Source organism: Candidatus Thioglobus sp., assembly GCA_028228555.1.
Taxonomy (GTDB): domain Bacteria; phylum Pseudomonadota; class Gammaproteobacteria; order PS1; family Pseudothioglobaceae; genus Thioglobus_A.
On sequence record JAOJBP010000001.1, the window covers coordinates 228,342 to 246,010 of the forward strand.

General features: G+C 39.0%; 15 protein-coding genes. 6 read left to right on the plus strand and 9 right to left on the minus strand.

What is annotated here, in order from left to right:
• Positions 1-123 precede the first annotated feature (123 nt).
• Together gyrB and N9Y32_01240 are read left to right on the plus strand one after the other, a co-directional pair.
• On the plus strand, positions 124-2,526 hold the full coding sequence (gene gyrB, locus N9Y32_01235; GenBank protein ID MDB2589637.1) for a DNA topoisomerase (ATP-hydrolyzing) subunit B: 2,403 nt from the start codon (positions 124-126) through the stop codon (positions 2,524-2,526).
• A 147-nt stretch (positions 2,527-2,673) separates the two neighbouring features.
• The gene (locus N9Y32_01240; protein ID MDB2589638.1) at positions 2,674-3,561 is read left to right on the plus strand and encodes a phosphoribulokinase; all 888 of its coding nucleotides are present in this window, start codon (positions 2,674-2,676) and stop codon (positions 3,559-3,561) included.
• Positions 3,562-3,792: 231 nt separating this feature from the next.
• Here the strand turns inward: N9Y32_01240 and leuS are convergent, their stop codons facing one another.
• Together leuS and N9Y32_01250 are read right to left on the minus strand one after the other, a co-directional pair.
• Positions 3,793-6,249, minus strand: coding sequence for a leucine--tRNA ligase (gene leuS / locus N9Y32_01245; GenBank protein MDB2589639.1), 2,457 nt, complete (start codon positions 6,247-6,249; stop codon positions 3,793-3,795).
• 8 nt (positions 6,250-6,257) lie between these two features.
• Entirely contained in the window at positions 6,258-7,220 is a 963-nt protein-coding gene (locus tag N9Y32_01250) for a dihydroorotate dehydrogenase (GenBank protein MDB2589640.1), read from the minus strand.
• Positions 7,221-7,259: 39 nt separating this feature from the next.
• Between N9Y32_01250 and bioD the strand changes: the two genes are divergently transcribed.
• Positions 7,260-7,901: a dethiobiotin synthase gene (gene bioD, locus N9Y32_01255; GenBank protein MDB2589641.1), complete on the plus strand. Its 642-nt coding sequence runs from the start codon at positions 7,260-7,262 to the stop codon at positions 7,899-7,901.
• 2 nt (positions 7,902-7,903) lie between these two features.
• On the opposite strand, the gene N9Y32_01260 is transcribed toward bioD, so the two are convergent.
• From N9Y32_01260 to N9Y32_01285, 6 genes are all read right to left on the minus strand, one after another.
• On the minus strand, positions 7,904-8,260 hold the full coding sequence (locus tag N9Y32_01260; protein ID MDB2589642.1) for a ClpXP protease specificity-enhancing factor SspB: 357 nt from the start codon (positions 8,258-8,260) through the stop codon (positions 7,904-7,906).
• A 12-nt stretch (positions 8,261-8,272) separates the two neighbouring features.
• On the minus strand, positions 8,273-8,902 hold the full coding sequence (locus N9Y32_01265) for a glutathione S-transferase N-terminal domain-containing protein (GenBank protein MDB2589643.1): 630 nt from the start codon (positions 8,900-8,902) through the stop codon (positions 8,273-8,275).
• An 83-nt stretch (positions 8,903-8,985) separates the two neighbouring features.
• Entirely contained in the window at positions 8,986-9,672 is a 687-nt protein-coding gene (locus N9Y32_01270) for a cytochrome c1 (GenBank protein MDB2589644.1), read from the minus strand.
• Position 9,673: 1 nt separating this feature from the next.
• Positions 9,674-10,900 carry a cytochrome b N-terminal domain-containing protein gene (locus N9Y32_01275; protein MDB2589645.1) on the minus strand — a complete coding sequence of 409 codons (1,227 nt, stop codon included), beginning with the start codon at positions 10,898-10,900 and terminating at the stop codon, positions 9,674-9,676.
• A 14-nt stretch (positions 10,901-10,914) separates the two neighbouring features.
• The gene (gene petA / locus N9Y32_01280) at positions 10,915-11,508 is read right to left on the minus strand and encodes a ubiquinol-cytochrome c reductase iron-sulfur subunit (GenBank protein ID MDB2589646.1); all 594 of its coding nucleotides are present in this window, start codon (positions 11,506-11,508) and stop codon (positions 10,915-10,917) included.
• A 98-nt stretch (positions 11,509-11,606) separates the two neighbouring features.
• Positions 11,607-11,912 carry a hypothetical protein gene (locus tag N9Y32_01285; protein MDB2589647.1) on the minus strand — a complete coding sequence of 102 codons (306 nt, stop codon included), beginning with the start codon at positions 11,910-11,912 and terminating at the stop codon, positions 11,607-11,609.
• A gap of 68 nt (positions 11,913-11,980) precedes the next feature.
• Here N9Y32_01285 and secA point away from each other — a divergent pair, with 68 nt between their 5' ends.
• Genes secA through pyrC form a run of 3 tightly spaced genes read left to right on the plus strand, consistent with a single transcriptional unit; the run spans position 11,981 to position 16,749 of the window.
• On the plus strand, positions 11,981-14,659 hold the full coding sequence (gene secA / locus N9Y32_01290) for a preprotein translocase subunit SecA (GenBank protein ID MDB2589648.1): 2,679 nt from the start codon (positions 11,981-11,983) through the stop codon (positions 14,657-14,659).
• Positions 14,652-15,728, plus strand: a complete 1,077-nt coding sequence (locus tag N9Y32_01295) for an anhydro-N-acetylmuramic acid kinase (GenBank protein ID MDB2589649.1) — start codon at positions 14,652-14,654, stop codon at positions 15,726-15,728. Before secA ends, N9Y32_01295 begins: the two co-directional genes overlap by 8 nt.
• Positions 15,718-16,749, plus strand: a complete 1,032-nt coding sequence (gene pyrC / locus N9Y32_01300; GenBank protein ID MDB2589650.1) for a dihydroorotase — start codon at positions 15,718-15,720, stop codon at positions 16,747-16,749. Before N9Y32_01295 ends, pyrC begins: the two co-directional genes overlap by 11 nt.
• A gap of 3 nt (positions 16,750-16,752) precedes the next feature.
• Here the strand turns inward: pyrC and ribF are convergent, their stop codons facing one another.
• The gene (gene ribF / locus N9Y32_01305) at positions 16,753-17,664 is read right to left on the minus strand and encodes a bifunctional riboflavin kinase/FAD synthetase (GenBank protein ID MDB2589651.1); all 912 of its coding nucleotides are present in this window, start codon (positions 17,662-17,664) and stop codon (positions 16,753-16,755) included.
• Positions 17,665-17,669: the final 5 nt, after the last annotated feature.

A 17,669-nucleotide genomic window follows, 5' to 3' on the forward strand; every position in this document is an offset into this window, starting at 1 on the left:
AAATAGACAAAAAAATCCTCACTTGAAATGATTTTATAGATACATGTAAGTTGTTAATAAATCCTTTTGACAACCTCTATTTACGTTGCTCGTGGTATAATAATTTTATTTTTTCAAGCACTTATGTCTGAAGATCAACAACAAGAATACAAAGCTTCTAATATTAAAGTTTTAAAAGGCCTGGACGCAGTTCGTAAGCGTCCCGGTATGTATATCGGTGATACTGATGATGGAACTGGTTTACATCATATGGTGTTCGAAGTAGTTGATAATGCGATTGATGAGGCGTTAGCAGGTCACTGTTCTAAAATTAACATCACCATTCATGAAGACCAGTCTGTTTCTGTTTCAGATGATGGTCGTGGTGTCCCTGTAGATATCCACCCTGAAGAAGGTGTTTCTGCAGCTGAAGTTATCATGACCGTACTTCATGCTGGCGGTAAGTTTGATGATAATTCATATAAGGTATCTGGTGGATTACACGGTGTTGGTGTTTCAGTTGTTAATGCATTAAGTGAATGGGTTAAATTAACAGTTTACCGTGATGGCGAAGTTCATGAACAAAGCTATACACTAGGTGTTCCTGATAAACCAATGAAAGTAACTGGTAAATGTGATACTACTGGCACCACTATTCACTTTAAACCGTCTCATGATGTGTTTACTATTACTGAGTTTAAATATGAAACCTTAGCAAACAGAGTTCGTGAATTGTCTTTTTTGAATTCTGGTGTTCACATCGAAATTGAAGAGTCAGGTACTGATAATAAAGATATTTTTGAATACGAAGGTGGAATTAAAGCTTTTGTTGAACATTTAAATAAAGCTAAAAAACCTATTCATAATGATATTATCTCAATCTCTGCTGAACGTGACGATATTGTAATTGATGTTGCCCTTCAGTGGTCAGAAACTTATCAAGAGAGCATTTATTGCTTTACTAATAATATTCCTCAACGTGATGGTGGATCGCATTTAGCGGGTTTTAGAGGTGCGCTAACCAGAACACTCAATAATTATATTGAAAATTCTGGCATGGCTAAGAAAGAAAAAATCACTATCACTGGTGAAGATACACGAGAAGGACTCACTGCAATTGTGTCAGTTAAAGTTCCAGATCCAAAATTCTCTTCTCAAACAAAAGAAAAATTAGTTTCATCTGAAGTTCGTGCACCTGTTGAGTCAGCCCTAAATGAAAAGTTAGGTGATTATTTGTTAGAGAACCCAAATGAAGCAAAAATCATTGTTGGGAAAATTTTAGACGCCTCGAGAGCTCGTAATGCAGCCCGAAAAGCTAGAGAAATGACCCGTCGTAAGGGTGTTCTCGATATCGCCGGCTTACCGGGAAAATTGAGCGATTGCCAAACTAAAGACCCAGCCGAAAGTGAAATATTTCTTGTGGAGGGAGATTCTGCGGGTGGTTCTGCAAAACAGGGTCGTGATCGCCGTACACAGGCAATTCTTCCTTTAAAAGGTAAAATTTTAAATGTCGAAAAAGCGCGTTTTGAAAAAATGCTATCTTCAGTTGAAGTTGGAACATTAATTACCGCATTGGGTTGTGGAATTGGCAAAGAAGAATATGATCTTTCAAAACTTCGTTACCATAAAATTGTAATCATGACGGATGCTGATGTTGATGGTGCACATATTCGCACATTACTGCTCACGTTCTTTTACCGATATTTGCCAGAATTAATTGAACAAGGTTACTTATACATTGCTCAGCCGCCGCTTTATAAAATTAAAAAAGGTAAACAAGAGCGTTACTTGAAAGATGATCAAGAATTGAATGATTATTTATTGCAAGAAGCCGTGAATGATGCAAATTTATTCTTTAGTGAAGATGAGCCTGCAATATCTGGTGTTGCACTTGAGAAGTCTGTCAAAGACTATTATAAAATTATTACCATTATTGGCAAGCTATCTAAACATTATCACCCTGACTTATTGAAAGTAATTGCAAACTCTGAAGCTGTTGAAGATCTATCTGATAAAAAATCAATGGAAAACTGGTGTGAGAAAATAACTATAAAACTTAATCAAGATTTAACACCTGCCCAAAAGCACAATGTTGTGTACGTTCAAGGCGAAGTTAAGCACACCCTTTGTGTTTATGGTGTTGACACCGACCAAATAACACTTGGTCAGGCATTTTTCGATTCAGTTGATTATCAAACCATCAAAGATTTTTCAAACAAAATTGAAAGCGCTATTAATAAACAATCTTTTGTAGAAAAGAAAGATAAGAGAATGCAAATTAATAGCTTCAGTGAGGCGGTTGCCTTTTTAATTGAAGATGCCAAAAAAGGACAAAGTTTCCAGCGTTACAAGGGTTTGGGGGAAATGAACCCTGAACAGCTTTGGGAAACCACCATGGATGCAGAGCAAAGAACCCTACTCAAAGTTAAAATTGAAGATGCTATTGTAGCCGATGAAGTTTTCTCCACCTTAATGGGTGATGAAGTTGAGCCTCGTAGAAAGTTTATCGAAGATAATGCTTTATCAGTTGACAACTTAGATTTTTAAAACAAACGAAAATCAGTTAACTTTATCAAAAAAACCCTTTTATACCCCCTAAGAGATAGGGCTGGTATCACTATAAAATAGCGGTACTTATTTGCAATTAAGTATAATTTATTTTAATCTATATCTTAGAAAACTTAGGAAAATAATATGTCTAAAAAACATCCAGTTGTTGTTGTAACCGGGTCATCTGGTGCTGGAACAACATTCGTAAAACGTGCATTTGAGTACATTTTTTTACGTGAAAAAATAAATTCATTAGTTGTTGAGGGTGATAGTTTTCACGCATATGATCGAGTTGCCATGAAAGCAAATGTTAAGAAAGAAGAGGCGTCAGGAAATAATTTCTTTTCACATTTCGGCCCAGATGCTAATTTATTTGACAAAATTGAAGAAACATTTAAAGATTACGGTAAGACTGGACAGTGTGATCGTCGTTATTACTTGCATTCTGATGAAGAAGCTAGTGAGCACAATGAACGCTTAAACACTGACTTAAGCCCAGGTGAGTTTACACCGTGGGAAAAAGTCGGATCAGGCACAGATATACTTTTCTATGAAGGTCTTCATGGTGCAGTTGTTACCGATGATATTGATATGGCGCAATATGCTGACTTAAAAATTGGCGTAGTTCCGAGTGTTAATCTTGAATGGATTCAAAAAATTCATCGAGATAATGCGGAGAGAGGCTATTCAGCAGAAGAGACAGTTGATACCATCATGCGAAGAATGCCAGACTATATTAATTATATTACACCGCAGTTTTCAAAAACAGATATTAACTTTCAGCGTGTTGCTACAGTTGATACTTCTAATCCATTTATCGCTCGTGATATTCCCACCCCGGATGAAAGTTTTGTAGTGATTCGGTTTAAAGATCTAGAAAAAACCCCGGTTGATTTTACTTATTTATGCAGTATGATTAACGGCTCTTTTATGTCCAGACGCAATACTATTGTAGTTCCAGGCGGCAAAATGAGTTTAGCAATGGATATTATTTTGTATCCAATTATTAAGCAGATGATCGAAGATAAATAAGTTATTTTTTTCTTCAACCCTAGAAGCCCTAATTATTGAATAGTAATTAGGGTTTTTTAATTTAAAGCCATTTAATAAAATACAAGTATCAATCGCCCTAACATTTTTTTATATTGGTTGAAAGGCGTCGCTAAATTTACTGCGCTATTTCGATTTTAAAATAGCATTATGACTGTAATAATGACAAGTGCACTAGTTGCCCTAGGCTTGACATTAATTTCGCTTTAAGTTCTATTTAACGACGATATTAACAAGCTTGTTTGGCACAACAATTACTTTGACTATTGTCTTGCCACTGGTAAATTTGATGACATTTTCATCTGCTAACGCACGAACCTCTAGTTGCTCTTTTTGCGTATCTACATTAAGCATAAGTTTTGCACGTAATTTACCATTAACTTGGACAATTATTTGAACCTCATCTTGCTCTAAAGCCTTATTATCAACCTCTGGCCAAGACTCATTGATAATAGCGGTTTGATGACCAAGTTGATGCCATAGATAATGGCATAAATGCGGTGTTATTGGGCTTAATGCGCGTAAGATAATGTCTAACGACTCCAGGCGTATTGACATTGATTGCCCATCAGTTTGCTTAAATTTGCTAAGCGCATTAGTTAGCTCCATCATTGATGCAATAGCAGTATTAAAAGAGTTTCTGCGTTTAATGTCATCAGTTATCTTTGCTAAAGTTTGATATATTTTTTGGCGAATTTGTTTCTGTTCCTTGTTAAGAGTATTTGCATCCAGACTCTCAGTAGCATGATACTTACTGTCAGTGAAATAGCTTTGCGCCAGTCGATAAACTTTATTAACAAATCTATATGAACCCTCTAATCCAGAATCACTCCATTCTAGATCTTGCGTAGGAGGTGCGGCAAATAAAATGAATAAGCGTACAGTATCTGCACCATATTTTTCAATCATTTGAGCAGGATCAACTGTATTACCTTTGGATTTACTCATTTTAGCGCCATCTTTAAGCACCATACCTTGGGTTAATAGATTTTTAAAAGGTTCATCATGCTTAATTAAGCCTTCATCACGCAAAAGTTTGCTGAAAAACCTTGCATATAAAAGATGTAAGATTGCATGCTCAATGCCACCAATGTATTGATCTACTTCAAGCCAATAATCTGCGCGTTTATCTAGCATCGCCTCATCATTATCTGCACACGCATATCTTGCGAAATACCATGACGACTCAAAAAATGTATCAAATGTATCTGTCTCTCGTTCTGCCTTACCACCACAAGCTGGGCAAATTGTTTCGTAGAATTCAGGCATTTTTTTGATTGGAGAGCCAACCCCATCAAAAGCAACTTTTTCAGGTAATACGATAGGCAGGTGTTTTTCAGGCACAGCAACTGAGCCACACTTGGCACAATTAATAATCGGAATAGGGCAGCCCCAATAGCGTTGACGAGATATACCCCAATCACGTAATCGGTAGTTATCTTGTTTTTCACCTAAGTTTTTTAATTGAAGCTTGTTAGTAATTGCTTCAAAAGCTTGTTCGAAATTAAGACCGTTAAATTCACCAGAGTTGCATAAAACACCTTTATTGGTAAAAGCACTTTCAGAAGTGTCATGGCTGCCCTCTTCGGGCTTAACAACCTCAAGCATTGGGATGGCATATTTCTGTGCAAATTCAAAGTCTCGTTGGTCATGAGCCGGCACACTCATTACGGCGCCGGTTCCATACCCCATTAAAACAAAGTTGGCAATCCAGATTGGCACCTCTTCGCCCGTTATAGGGTGTGTACACGTAAGTCCGGAGTTTGCGCCTCTCTTTTCCATAGTTTCCATGGCTGCTTCAGAAGTTTCCATGGTGCGACACTCTTCAATAAATTTTTGAACTTCTGTATTGCTTTTGCCCGCTTGCAATGCCAAAGGATGTTCACTTGCAATGGCTAAATAAGTGACCCCCATCAAAGTATCAGGCCGAGTTGTGTAGATTTTTAGTGACTCACCGCCTTGCCTGTTAAAGCTAATTTCTAAGCCAGTTGATTTTCCAATCCAGTTCCTTTGCATGGTTTTAACTGCCTCGGGCCAACCATCAAGCTTATCTAGTGAGTCGAGCAGTTCATCAGCATAGTCAGTTATGCGCATAAACCATTGAGAAATTTCTTTTTTCTCGATAAGGGCGTCCGAGCGCCAACCTCGACCATTGATAACTTGCTCATTAGCTAGAACAGTTTGATCAACTGGATCCCAGTTAACAACAGCATTTTTTTTGTACACTAAGCCTTTTTTAAACAGCTGAACAAACAACCACTGTTCCCATTTATAATATTTTGGATGACAAGTGGCTATCTCACGTGACCAGTCATAGCCGAAGCCTAATTGGGTTAGCTGGTCTCGCATGTAATCTATGTTCTCATAGGTCCATTTTGCTGGCGGTACTTTATTTTTTATCGCCGCATTTTCAGCGGGCAATCCAAACGCATCCCAGCCAATTGGCTGCATGACATTTTTACCCTGCATTTTTTGAAATCGAGAGATAACATCGCCAATTGAATAATTACGCACATGACCCATATGTAGGCGTCCTGATGGATAAGGAAACATGCTTAAACAGTAATATTTTTCTTTTGAAGCGTCTTCAACAACTTCAAACGATTTGTGTTTTTTCCAATATTGTTGGGCTTGAGATTCGATTTCTAAGGGGTTGTATTCTGGGCTCATAATGTGTTTTATTTACTGTCGATATCGCACTGAGAAACAGCAGAGTTAAGTTCAAGCGTACCGATTAATTCATCAATACTATTTAGCTGGTGATCAATTAAATATTGACTAATACCGTCATTGATCTTGGGACAGGCCAATGGATCATAAAATAAGGCAGTACCGATACCAACTGTAGAGGCGCCTGCAATGATAAACTCAATAGCGTCGTTGGCAGTCATAATTCCGCCTTGGCCAATAATAGGAATATTGTATTTCTTGCTCACCTGATACACTTGATGAACCTTTAAAAGAGCGACAGGCTTAATGGCCGGCCCAGACAAGCCACCCTGATTGTTGCCAATAACAGGGCGTCGTGTTTTTGTATCAATGGACATACCCATCAGAGTGTTAATAACGGCCAAGCCATCTGTTCCTGCATCGATACATCGTTGAGCACTCAGTGCGATATTAGTCTGATTTGGAGATAGTTTAGTGACTAAAGGCTTAGTAGTATTTTTTCTACAAATTTCAACCACTCGATAAGACATATCTGGATCGTTTCCAAATGCAACTCCACCTTCTTTTACGTTAGGGCAAGAGATATTGATTTCAATAGCATCAATGTCAGAATCATCAAAACGTTTGGCGATTTCTCCATACTCCTCAATAGAAGAGCCTGAAATATTAATGATAAAACGCGTTTCTTTTTTATCTAGTTTTGGCATGATTTCATTAATTACGATATCAGTGCCTGGATTTTGCAGACCAATGGCATTTATCATACCCTCTGGCGTTTCAGTAATACGACTAGGAATATTACCAAGCCTAGGCTCTAAAGTTGTTCCTTTCAGGCAAATAGCGCCTACATCTGTATTGGAAAACCCTTCAATTCGCGTGTACTCTTCACCAAAGCCAACGCAACCAGATAGTAGAACGATTGGAGAGTCTAGCTCTAGACCGCAGAACTGAGTTTTTAAGTTATTATGCATACGCAGTATTATACATTTTTGCTGTTAAAATTAGTGATTATGAAAGGCTTGTTTATTAGTGGTAGTGGAACAGATGTCGGTAAAACTTTTATCGCGCAACATCTTGTCAATCTATTAACCCAATCAAAAGTAGTTGCTGTGAGAAAGCCGGTTGAGAGTGATTGTCAGTTTGTTAATGGAAACCTAATAACCAAGGATGCGCTTAAGTTGCTAAAGGCAAGTAATATTGACGATGATATTGACACAGTATGCCCATATAAGTTTAGCCAATGTAGTAGCGCAGAAAGTGCAAGTAAGGCGAGTAATGTTGAATTATCACTTGATCAACTTATAGATGCATGTGCAAGTAAATCCTTTGTTGTTGTCGAAGGGGCGGGTGGATTATTATCCCCTATTGCAAAAAACACTCTAAATATAGACTTGGCTGAATCACTAGCATTGCCGCTGATTATAGTGGTTAAGGATGAATTGGGCGCAATCAACCAGGCGCTATTAACAATTAAAGTTGCGAAGCAATATCAGCTTGATATTGCCTGTGTTATATTAAACCAGTTTGAGTCCAACGCGCTTGAAAATGCAAATGCCATTAGTCATTACGGGGGCTGTAATGTAGCGATCTACAATAGTTTGTCAATAACTGAATTTGACGAGCAACTAAACAAAATACTAGGCTTAAGCTAGTATTAGTCGAGTAGAGTTAGGCCGGGTTTTTTTTCGACCTCTAGAGGGCGCTCTTTGATTTCAAACAGCATTCCTTCACCGTTTTCACCAGCATAAATACTGAGTATTGAGTCAATTGGTATAAATACATCAACTGATTGGCCGGAGAATCGCGCTTTAAAGCTGATATGCTCATCACTCAATACTAGCGATTCAGTTGCAGAGTCTGCAATGTTAAGAACAATCCTATCTTGTTGAATAAACTGCTTAGGTACTATGACTGAAGAGTGGCCACAATCAACTAAAATATGAGGCGTTAGTCGAGAGTCTTCCATCCATTGGTGGTAGGCTCTAACTAAGTAAGGCGTAACTGAAGCCATGGTTGAACAACTCTAGTTGTATTCTTTTTCGCAGTCCGTCATACACTCGTTGAAAGAATTTCTACTGAAGAGTCTTTTAGCGTAGTCGTTGACAGCTTTTCCAGGTGCACCTAAATCAATATCTAGCTTCTTTAAGCGCCACAAAAGTGCTGCTAAACATGCATCAACGATTGTCATTTCATCACTTTTAAAGAAGGGCTTATAAGCAAACAACGGCACCAATTCAATTAGGTTGCTCTTTAAGATTTTTCGAGCCTCATCGGCTTGTTTTTTACTTCCAGTTTCAATGGTATCAACCAATTCAAACCAACAGCCTTGAGAGCGAGTAAACCTAAAAATCATTAGTCTTTTTTCAGATTTTTCAATTGGATCTACTGGCAGCAATGGCGGAAATGGAAATCTTTCATCTAGGTATTCCATGATGACAGATAGGTCATACAGAACAATGCCGCGATCAAATAAAGTAGGAAGAGATTGGCAAGGATTTAGTTCTAGAATTTCTTCGGGCATCTCATCAACTTCAAGATTGAATACATCTCTCTCAATGTTCTTTTCAGCCATGATGAAGCGCACTACATGTGATTCAATTTCACGAGGCGAAGAGTACAAAGTTGTTGAAGATGGATTAGGTTTTGTTAACATGGATTTCTACCTTTTTTAAAATCAAAAAAACAACACCCTAATTTAATAGGGTGTTGTTATATATTACAATTGTACTGGTTTAGTTAGTCTTTTGCACGCCATTTACCGTACTTGACGTCCTTCCAGTATTCTTTTTTCATTAAGTAAGAAAGGATAAATAGGATGAATAAAAATCCTAGAACTTTAATACCGATCTCATATCTAATTAGCTTCACAGGCTCTGATACATAGTCCAAGAAGTTAGTGATATCTCTTACTTCTCGATTGAACTCCAACTCTGATTTATCTTGCTTAGATTGCCATAAGGCATCAGGCATAGAGGCGTTTTCTAGTACATGGTTATTCACACCATAAGGACGTGTATCGTCTGCATAAAAACTTCTAAGATAAGTATATATCCAGTCTGTGCCCTTTGCTCGAGCAGTTAATGATAAGTCAGGCGGGGTTGTGCCAAACCATTTATTTGCTCCATCAACAGGCATTGATGAAAATATTTTGCTACCTGTTTTTTCAGCATTAAACATTAGATTTTTAGCCATATCGGCTTCATCAATATTTAAATCCTTAGCAATACGATTGTAGCGCATTAGCTCAATAGAATGACAGCCTGAACAGTTATTCATGAAAGACTTGACGCCTCGTTGTAATGAGGCTTCATCCGTAATATCAGTATTAGCGTTATCCAAATTAACACCCACACCGGCTGAGTTAGCATTGAAAGAGATTATCAATACTGAAACTATAGATATTGTTTTAAGTAGTGTCTTCATATTATTGCTCCGTGGTTCTTTCAGGCACCGGTTTGGTTTTACCAATAGAGGTAAACCAAGGCATTAGAATAAAGAACGCAAAATAAAGTGTGGTGAAAATTTGAGCCATTAAACTGTATAAAGGCGTCACTGCTTGCATACCAAGCCAGCCTAACACAACAAAAGTGACCACGAAAATTCCTAAAGCAACCTTATAAGGCCATGAACGGTATCTAATTGATTTAACTTTAGAGCGATCTAACCACGGCAATGCGATAAGAATTAGTAAAGCAGCAAACATGGCTAATACACCAGGTAATTGCGATCCAAACATTGGCGGCACAGCCCTTAGAACCGAATAAAAAGGTGTTAAGTACCATAGTGGCGCAATGTGATCAGGCGTCTTAAGAGGGTTTGCTTCAATAAAGTTTGGACCCTCCAGAAAATAACCTCCTAACGCAGGAGCAAAAAATACAATTGAGGAGAAAATCATTAAGAAAACCACCACGCCCACAATGTCTTTGACACTGTAATATGGGTGAAATGGAATGCCATCTTTTGGAATACCATTTTCATCTTTATTTTGCTTGATTTCAACACCGTCTGGATTATTCGAGCCAACCGTATGCAATGCAACGATATGCAAAAATACCAACACTACTAAGATTAATGGAATGGCGATAACGTGCAATGAGAAGAATCGATTTAATGTAGCGTCCCCTACTGCATAATCACCTAGAATAAACTCCAAGATTATGTCACCCACAATTGGGAATGAGCCAAAAAGATTGATAATAACCTTTGCACCCCAGTAAGACATTTGACCCCACGGCAGAACATAGCCCATAAAGGCTTCAGCCATCAAGGCTATGTAAAGAACCATACCAAGTATCCAAATTAATTCCCGAGGCGCTTTATATGAGCCATAAAGCAACGCTCGGTACATATGCAGATAAATTACCACAAAGAATGCAGATGCACCTGTTGAGTGAATATAACGGATCAACCAGCCCCAATCAACGTCTCGCATAATATACTCAACGGATGCAAAGGCATTAACTGCATCAGGTTTATAATGCATGGTTAAAAATATACCAGTAAATAGCTGAATAACCAATACCAGCACAGCTAAAGATCCAAAAAAATACCAGAAATTAAAGTTTCTAGGCGTGTAATATTCTGCTAGATGCTCATTCCAGACTTTAGTTAGCGGGAATCTTTGATCTATCCAGTTTTTGTTGTTATCCATTTTCTCTCCAATAATTAGACTTTCGGATCAACACCTAAGCGGATAAGCGTGTCTGATACAAAGTGATAAGGCGGGATAGCCAGGTTGATCGGTGCTGGTGTGTTCTTATAAACGCGACCTGCTAGGTCAAATTTAGACCCGTGACAAGGACAATAAAACCCACCTTGCCAGTCGTCACCACCTAAGTCTGCTGCACCTACTTCAGGACGATAGGTAGGAGAGCAGCCTAAATGAGTGCAAATACCAATTATGACGGCAACTTCCGGATTGATAGAGCGCCATTTATTTTTAGCATAATCAGGCTGTTGAGGTTCTTCATTGTTTGGATCTACTAGAAAATTATTCAATGTATCTAATTTGGCAACTGTATCTTTGTCACGCTTAAAAACCCAGACAGGTTTTTTGCGCCAAAGAACGCGAACCAGCTGACCATCCTCTAGTTTTGAGATATCTACATCTACAGGAGCTCCAGCTGCTTTTGCACGTGCCGAGGGCATCCAAGAAGACAGAAACGGCACCATTACAAAGCCAACACCAACAGCACCAACTACACTAGTGGCGTTGGTCAAAAAACGCCTTTTCTTTAAATCTATTTCTTGTTCTGACATAAGATTACATCCCTTTACTCTAAATATTTATACAATAAAAATCCAATAATTATACTGTAATATTATTATTAAATGATAAGCAATTAGCGCGGTTTGTGTTATTGAATGGAAGAGACTCTGATGTTGATATGATCTATGTTGCCAGCCAAAGAAATAGACTGTAAAAGTATGATTAATTCAGGAAGTTGCTGTTTAGCTCTAAAAGCAATAGCCGAGTTATTGGCTATTAAGGTTGCTGTACTGCCCTTAATCAGGCAAAGTTTCAAAGTTTTTAGAGTGTCTGGTAGTTTTGGCGCTAGCTGTATATTAATCTCATTATAGATTTTAGCCTGAGCAAATAATTGACCCAGCTCCCCGCCAGGAGAAAAATTTGAAATATTAGTTGTTGGCTTATGCGGGCACATTTGATGCAAAGGCTAGTTTATATGTGAGAAAATAGGTTTTTTTGTAAAAAACAGTTCTTTTTATCCTAATGAGTATTATAAATAAAATTTTATCCAAGATTGTCGGCTCTAGAAATGAGCGACTTGTTAAAGAACTAAGCAAGACAGTTAAGGGTATTAATGATCTAGAGGAAGGATTTCAAGCTCTGAGTGATGAGCAGTTGCGAACCAAAACCCAAGAATTTAAAGAGCGTTATGAGTCTCAAGAATCTTTAGATGACTTATTAACTGAAGCTTTTGCGGTAATGCGTGAGGCCAGCGTTCGGGTTCTCGGGCTAAGGCATCATGATGTTCAGCTTATTGGCGGCATGGTTTTGCATAATGGCAACATTGCAGAGATGGGGACTGGCGAAGGTAAAACTTTAGTCGCTACGTTGCCAGCTTATCTTAACGCTTTAAGTGGTAAGGGTGTTCATGTTGTTACTGTGAATGATTATTTGGCCGAACGTGATGCTGAATGGATGGGCAAGGTATTTGAATTTTTAGGTTTAAGCGTAGGCATTGTTGCCTCTAATAGACCCCCAGAGGAGAAGCAAGCAGCTTATGCATGCGATGTGGTTTATGCTACAAATAACGAATTGGGCTTTGACTATCTGCGTGATAATATGGCCTTTACCACTGACCAAAAGGTGCAACGAGGGTTGAATTTTTCCATTGTTGATGAAGTAGACTCGATTTTGATTGATGAAGCGAGAACACCCCTGATTATTTCTGGACCTGCAGCAGATTATGCTGAGGTATACAAAGCCATTAATCACATGATTCCTAACTTTACCAAGCAAGTTGAGAGTGGCGAAGGTAAAGAGGTTGTTGTGGAAGTGCCAGGAGATTACACAGTCGATGAAAAGCATAAACAGGTATTTTTAACAGACGACGGCCATTCAAAAGCAGAGAGTCTTTTGATTGATGCAGGTGCATTACCAGAGGGTGCAAGCCTTTATGATGCTAGTAATATTTTATTAATGCAGCATATTAACTCGGCTCTTAGGGCCCATATCTTATTCAAAATAGACGACAACTATATTATTGATGGTGATGAGATAGTTATTGTTGATGAATTTACTGGTAGAACAATGCCGGGTCGTCGCTGGAGTGAAGGGCTTCATCAGGCTATTGAAGCCAAAGAAGGAGTGAGCATTAAGAAAGAAAATCAAACACTAGCCTCGATTACTTTCCAAAATTATTTCAGACTTTATGCCAAGCTATCTGGCATGACTGGAACAGCAGATACCGAGGCGGTAGAGTTTCAAGATATTTATAATCTTGAAACTGTCGTTATTCCGCCTAATAAAATTTCAGAGAGAAATGATAAAGCCGATCAAATTTACCTAACTTTAGAAGAAAAGCTAGAGGCTATTGCAAATGATGTAGTTAATTGCCAAGAAACAGGTCAACCGGTTTTGGTAGGCACTAGTAGTATTGAAAATTCTGAAGCAATTTCAGACCTATTAACTAATAAAAAAATTAAGCATGAGGTATTGAATGCGAAGCAACACGAGAGGGAGGCGATTATTATCGCCAATGCTGGCTCAGTTGGTGCGGTAACCATTGCAACTAATATGGCCGGTCGTGGTACTGACATTGTACTAGGTGGAAAACTGACAGACGATGCAACGGAAAAACAAAAACAAGATTGGAGTGGTGAGCATGCAAAGGTGATTTCTTCAGGCGGCCTTCATATTGTGGGCACCGAGCGCAATGAATCTCGTCGTGTAGATAATCAGCTGCGTGGTCGTTCTGGTCGTCAAGGTGATGTGGGATCGACCCGTTTTTATTTATCGTTAGAAGATAACTTGATGCGTATTTTTGCCAGTGAAAAAATGGCAACAATGATGCAAAGATTAGGCATGGAAAAGGGCGAAGCTATTGAGCATAAAATGGTTAATAGGGCCATTGAGAATGCACAGCGTAAAGTTGAGGGCATGAATTACGATGCCAGAAAGAATTTGCTTGAGTACGATGATGTCGCTAACGACCAAAGAAAAGTTATTTATACATTGCGCGATGACTTAATGGACGTTGATAATGTTCAGGATCATTTTATAAGCATCAGAAAGCAAGTCATTGGAGATCTTTTTGGAGGTTATATTTCGACAGAACAGGCCGAAGAAGACTGGGATGTTGAAGGTTTACACAACGCTCTAAAGGCAGACTACAAGGCGGATTTTCCTTTGCAAAAGTGGCTTGATGATGGTGTTGATGTTGATGAATTAGAGAGTAGGATTGTTGAGGGCTTGAGTGCAATTTGCGACTATAAAGAAGGGTTAGCTGGCTCTGAATCTATGCGTGGATTTGAAAAGGCGGTTATGTTACAAACGCTTGATCATTATTGGAAAGAGCATTTGGCTGCCATGGATTATTTACGACAAAGTGTTAATTTGCGAGGCTACGCCCAAAAGAATCCGACCCAAGAATACAAGCGAGAGTCTTTTGCCATGTTTACTGAGCTTTTAGAGACTATTGATATTGAAGTGGTTAAGTCACTGTCTAGTGTGACTATTAATGAGAATACAGATGCTTCTGATGTTGAGCAGCAAGACAATGAAGCAACCGAGCCGCAACATGATGAGCTTGGAGCAGCTGGTGTTGATAATCATGAAGTTGAGGCAATAGAAAAGCAAACTTACCAACGAGACGATGAAAAAGTGGGGCGCAATGATCCTTGCCCATGTGGCTCGGGTAAAAAGTATAAAAACTGTCATGGCTAACACAGAAAATGTCCAATATTATATTGGACTGATGTCTGGCACCAGTCTTGATGGTGTTGATGGGGTTATTGTTAATAGCATGACTCAAAAAATAGTTAACCAGGCTTATCTACCCTACTCAAAGGCGCTCAAAAACAGCTTGCGCCAGTTAACCCAGAGCGGCAGAACCTCGTTAGAAAGTTTAGCGGAAATAGACACCCAAGTTGCAGATGTTTTTTCTAATACAGCTTTACTTCTATTGTCTAATGCTGGTCTTAAGTCTAATGAGATTACTGCAATTGGCTCACACGGTCAAACAATTTATCATCAAGGCGGCAACTACTCGATGCAAATCGCACACGGTGCATTGATTGCACAAAAAACCAACATTACAACCGTGGCAGATTTTCGCATGCAGGATGTTGCCGCTGGCGGCCAGGGCGCTCCGTTAACGCCACTATATCATTTGCACTTGCTAAATGGCAAGCCTGGTACGGTGATTAATTTAGGCGGTATTGCTAATTTGACCCAAATAAGTGGCGAGAGTGTAATTGGTTTTGATACAGGTCCAGCAAATACATTGTTAGATAATTGGATTAAACAGCACAAATCATTAGATTGTGACCTTGATGGGTTGTGGGCTAGAAGTGGCCTTGTTGATCAAGGGTTATTAGATAAGCTGTTAGCAGATGCTTATTTTCAAAAAAATATACCTAAGAGCACAGGCCCAGAATATTTCAATCTTGCTTGGCTGGATAAACTCTTGACAGGCGATGAAACTGCAAAAGACGTTCAAAGAACTTTATTAGAGTTAACAGCCCTGAGTGTCTCCAAATTCATTAGACCAGATACTGACGTGTATTTATGTGGGGGCGGCGCGCACAATGCTTTTTTAGTAGAGCGCTTGACGTGCTTAAACTCAAGTAGTCGTATTATGAGCACCAATAATCTGGGCGTTCACGTAGATTATGTTGAAGCCGCTGCTTTTGCTTTTTTCGCACAACGCACGTTAGCGGGAAAAACCTCAAATTTAACTGAAGTTACTGGCGCAAAACAAACAAGAATATTAGGAGCAATTTATGCAATTTAAATTAATTCAACCAGACGACTGGCATTTACATGTGCGATCTGGAGAGGCACTAAAATCAGTCGTAGGAATGAGTGCCAATCAAATGGCTAGGGCTATTATTATGCCAAATTTAAACCCACCAGTAGCAAACGCTGAACAGGCACAAGAGTATAGAGACGAGATTCTTGCTGCACTTCCTGAAGACACCGAGTTCGACCCTTTGATGGTGTTATATTTAACCAACAATACCAGCGTAAAAGATATTGAGGCCGCATCTAAGTGTCATTTTATCAAGGCTGCTAAACTCTATCCTGCAGGCGCCACCACTAATTCTGATAGTGGAGTGACTGACATTAAAAATATCTATCCGGCATTGGAAATGATGAGCAAGACAGGTATGCTTTTACTGGTTCATGGAGAGGTTACACATCCTGATATCGATATTTTTGATCGTGAAGCGGTGTTTATTGACCAAATTCTAACTCAAATTGTTAAAGACTTTCCGGAGCTTAAAATTGTTTTTGAACATATTACGACAAAAGATGCGGTAGATTTCGTTTTGAAGAGTGGTAAAAACGTAGCCGCAACTATCACGCCCCACCATTTGCTGGCAAATCGTAATGATATGTTGGTCGGCGGCATTCGTCCACATTATTTCTGCCTACCTGTTCTTAAGCGAGCGAACCCTCATCAACTGGCCTTGCTTGACGCAGCTATCAGCGGCAATCCAAAATTTTTCTTAGGAACAGACTCTGCGCCACATGCAAAGGATGCAAAAGAATCGGCTTGTGGTTGTGCGGGAATCTTAAGCGCACATTGTGCGATTGAACTCTATGCGCAAGTCTTTGAGTCGAGGGGCGCTCTAGATAAGCTTGAAGGGTTTGCATCACTCTTTGGTCCGGATTTTTACGGCCTGCCCAGAAACACGCGAACTATCACCTTGTCTAAAGAAAACTGGACGGTGCCTGATAGCTATGATTATGCGGGCTCGACTATCGTGCCATTTATGGCGGGAGAGGTTCTATCTTGGAAGTTGATTTAGCATCTAGCCAAAGTAGTTTTTCGCCGCTTCAACATCAAGCTTAATCTGTTCTTTTAGTTTATTAAGGGAGTCGAATTTTTGCTCTTGTCTAATTTGCTGTTTAAACACAACCTCGGCAAATGCTCCATAAACTGTTTGGTTAAAGCTAAATAGGAATACTTCTAATAATATATTCTCACCGTTAACGGTGGGTCGTTTGCCTATATTGCACACACCTTTAAATGTGTTTCCAAGTAAGTGAACTTGTACACAAAAAACACCTAAAACAGGACTGATATCGCGCTTAATGGGAATGTTTATGGTTGGAAAGTTGATGGTTCGACCTAGTTGCTTTCCCGAGGTAATTTTTCCAGAAATAGAGAACTCTCGCCCTAGCATCTGATTGGCCAATTCAAACGAACCCTGTGACAAAAATTCTCGAATTTTTGAACTACTAACTCGGTGATTGTTGCATAGAACACTTTGGGTGTTCTCAACTTTAAATTCCTTTTGTATGCCTAGATTTTTTAGTAATTTGAAATCCCCCGCCCTTCCTGATCCAAATCGAAAGTCGTCTCCAATAAGGCAAAACTTCATTCCTAGCTTTTCCAGCAGTATTTGTTGTATAAAATCTTCAGCACTAAGTTTAGAAAAATCTTGATTAAAGGCAATAATTAGGTGAATATCTAGTCCTAATTGTTTTAATTGTTGGTGTTTTTGTTTAAAGCTACTTAATGTGGCTTTTTTGTGGCCAAAAAAACTTTGTGGAGTTGGTGCGAATGAAATTAGCACGGAGGGTAGTTGTAATACTTGAGCCTTTTCAACTAGGCGTGAAATAATATGCTGATGACCCGTATGAACGCCGTCAAAATTACCTATGGTGACAACGCTCCCTGGGTATTGTTTTAAATTGTGTAGACCACGGACAGTATTCATGTAAC

Excerpts from the sequence above, each read along its gene's own strand:
- gyrB (MDB2589637.1), top strand. The coding sequence starts at position 124 with ATGTCTGAAGATCAACAACAAGAATACAAAGCTTCTAATATTAAAGTT.
- N9Y32_01240 (MDB2589638.1), top strand. The coding sequence starts at position 2,674 with ATGTCTAAAAAACATCCAGTTGTTGTTGTAACCGGGTCATCTGGTGCT.
- leuS (MDB2589639.1), bottom strand. The coding sequence starts at position 6,249 with ATGAGCCCAGAATACAACCCCTTAGAAATCGAATCTCAAGCCCAACAA.
- N9Y32_01250 (MDB2589640.1), bottom strand. The coding sequence starts at position 7,220 with ATGCATAATAACTTAAAAACTCAGTTCTGCGGTCTAGAGCTAGACTCT.
- bioD (MDB2589641.1), top strand. The coding sequence starts at position 7,260 with ATGAAAGGCTTGTTTATTAGTGGTAGTGGAACAGATGTCGGTAAAACT.
- N9Y32_01260 (MDB2589642.1), bottom strand. The coding sequence starts at position 8,260 with ATGGCTTCAGTTACGCCTTACTTAGTTAGAGCCTACCACCAATGGATG.
- N9Y32_01265 (MDB2589643.1), bottom strand. The coding sequence starts at position 8,902 with ATGTTAACAAAACCTAATCCATCTTCAACAACTTTGTACTCTTCGCCT.
- N9Y32_01270 (MDB2589644.1), bottom strand. The coding sequence starts at position 9,672 with ATGAAGACACTACTTAAAACAATATCTATAGTTTCAGTATTGATAATC.
- N9Y32_01275 (MDB2589645.1), bottom strand. The coding sequence starts at position 10,900 with ATGGATAACAACAAAAACTGGATAGATCAAAGATTCCCGCTAACTAAA.
- petA (MDB2589646.1), bottom strand. The coding sequence starts at position 11,508 with ATGTCAGAACAAGAAATAGATTTAAAGAAAAGGCGTTTTTTGACCAAC.
- N9Y32_01285 (MDB2589647.1), bottom strand. The coding sequence starts at position 11,912 with ATGTGCCCGCATAAGCCAACAACTAATATTTCAAATTTTTCTCCTGGC.
- secA (MDB2589648.1), top strand. The coding sequence starts at position 11,981 with ATGAGTATTATAAATAAAATTTTATCCAAGATTGTCGGCTCTAGAAAT.
- N9Y32_01295 (MDB2589649.1), top strand. The coding sequence starts at position 14,652 with ATGGCTAACACAGAAAATGTCCAATATTATATTGGACTGATGTCTGGC.
- pyrC (MDB2589650.1), top strand. The coding sequence starts at position 15,718 with ATGCAATTTAAATTAATTCAACCAGACGACTGGCATTTACATGTGCGA.
- ribF (MDB2589651.1), bottom strand. The coding sequence starts at position 17,664 with ATGAATACTGTCCGTGGTCTACACAATTTAAAACAATACCCAGGGAGC.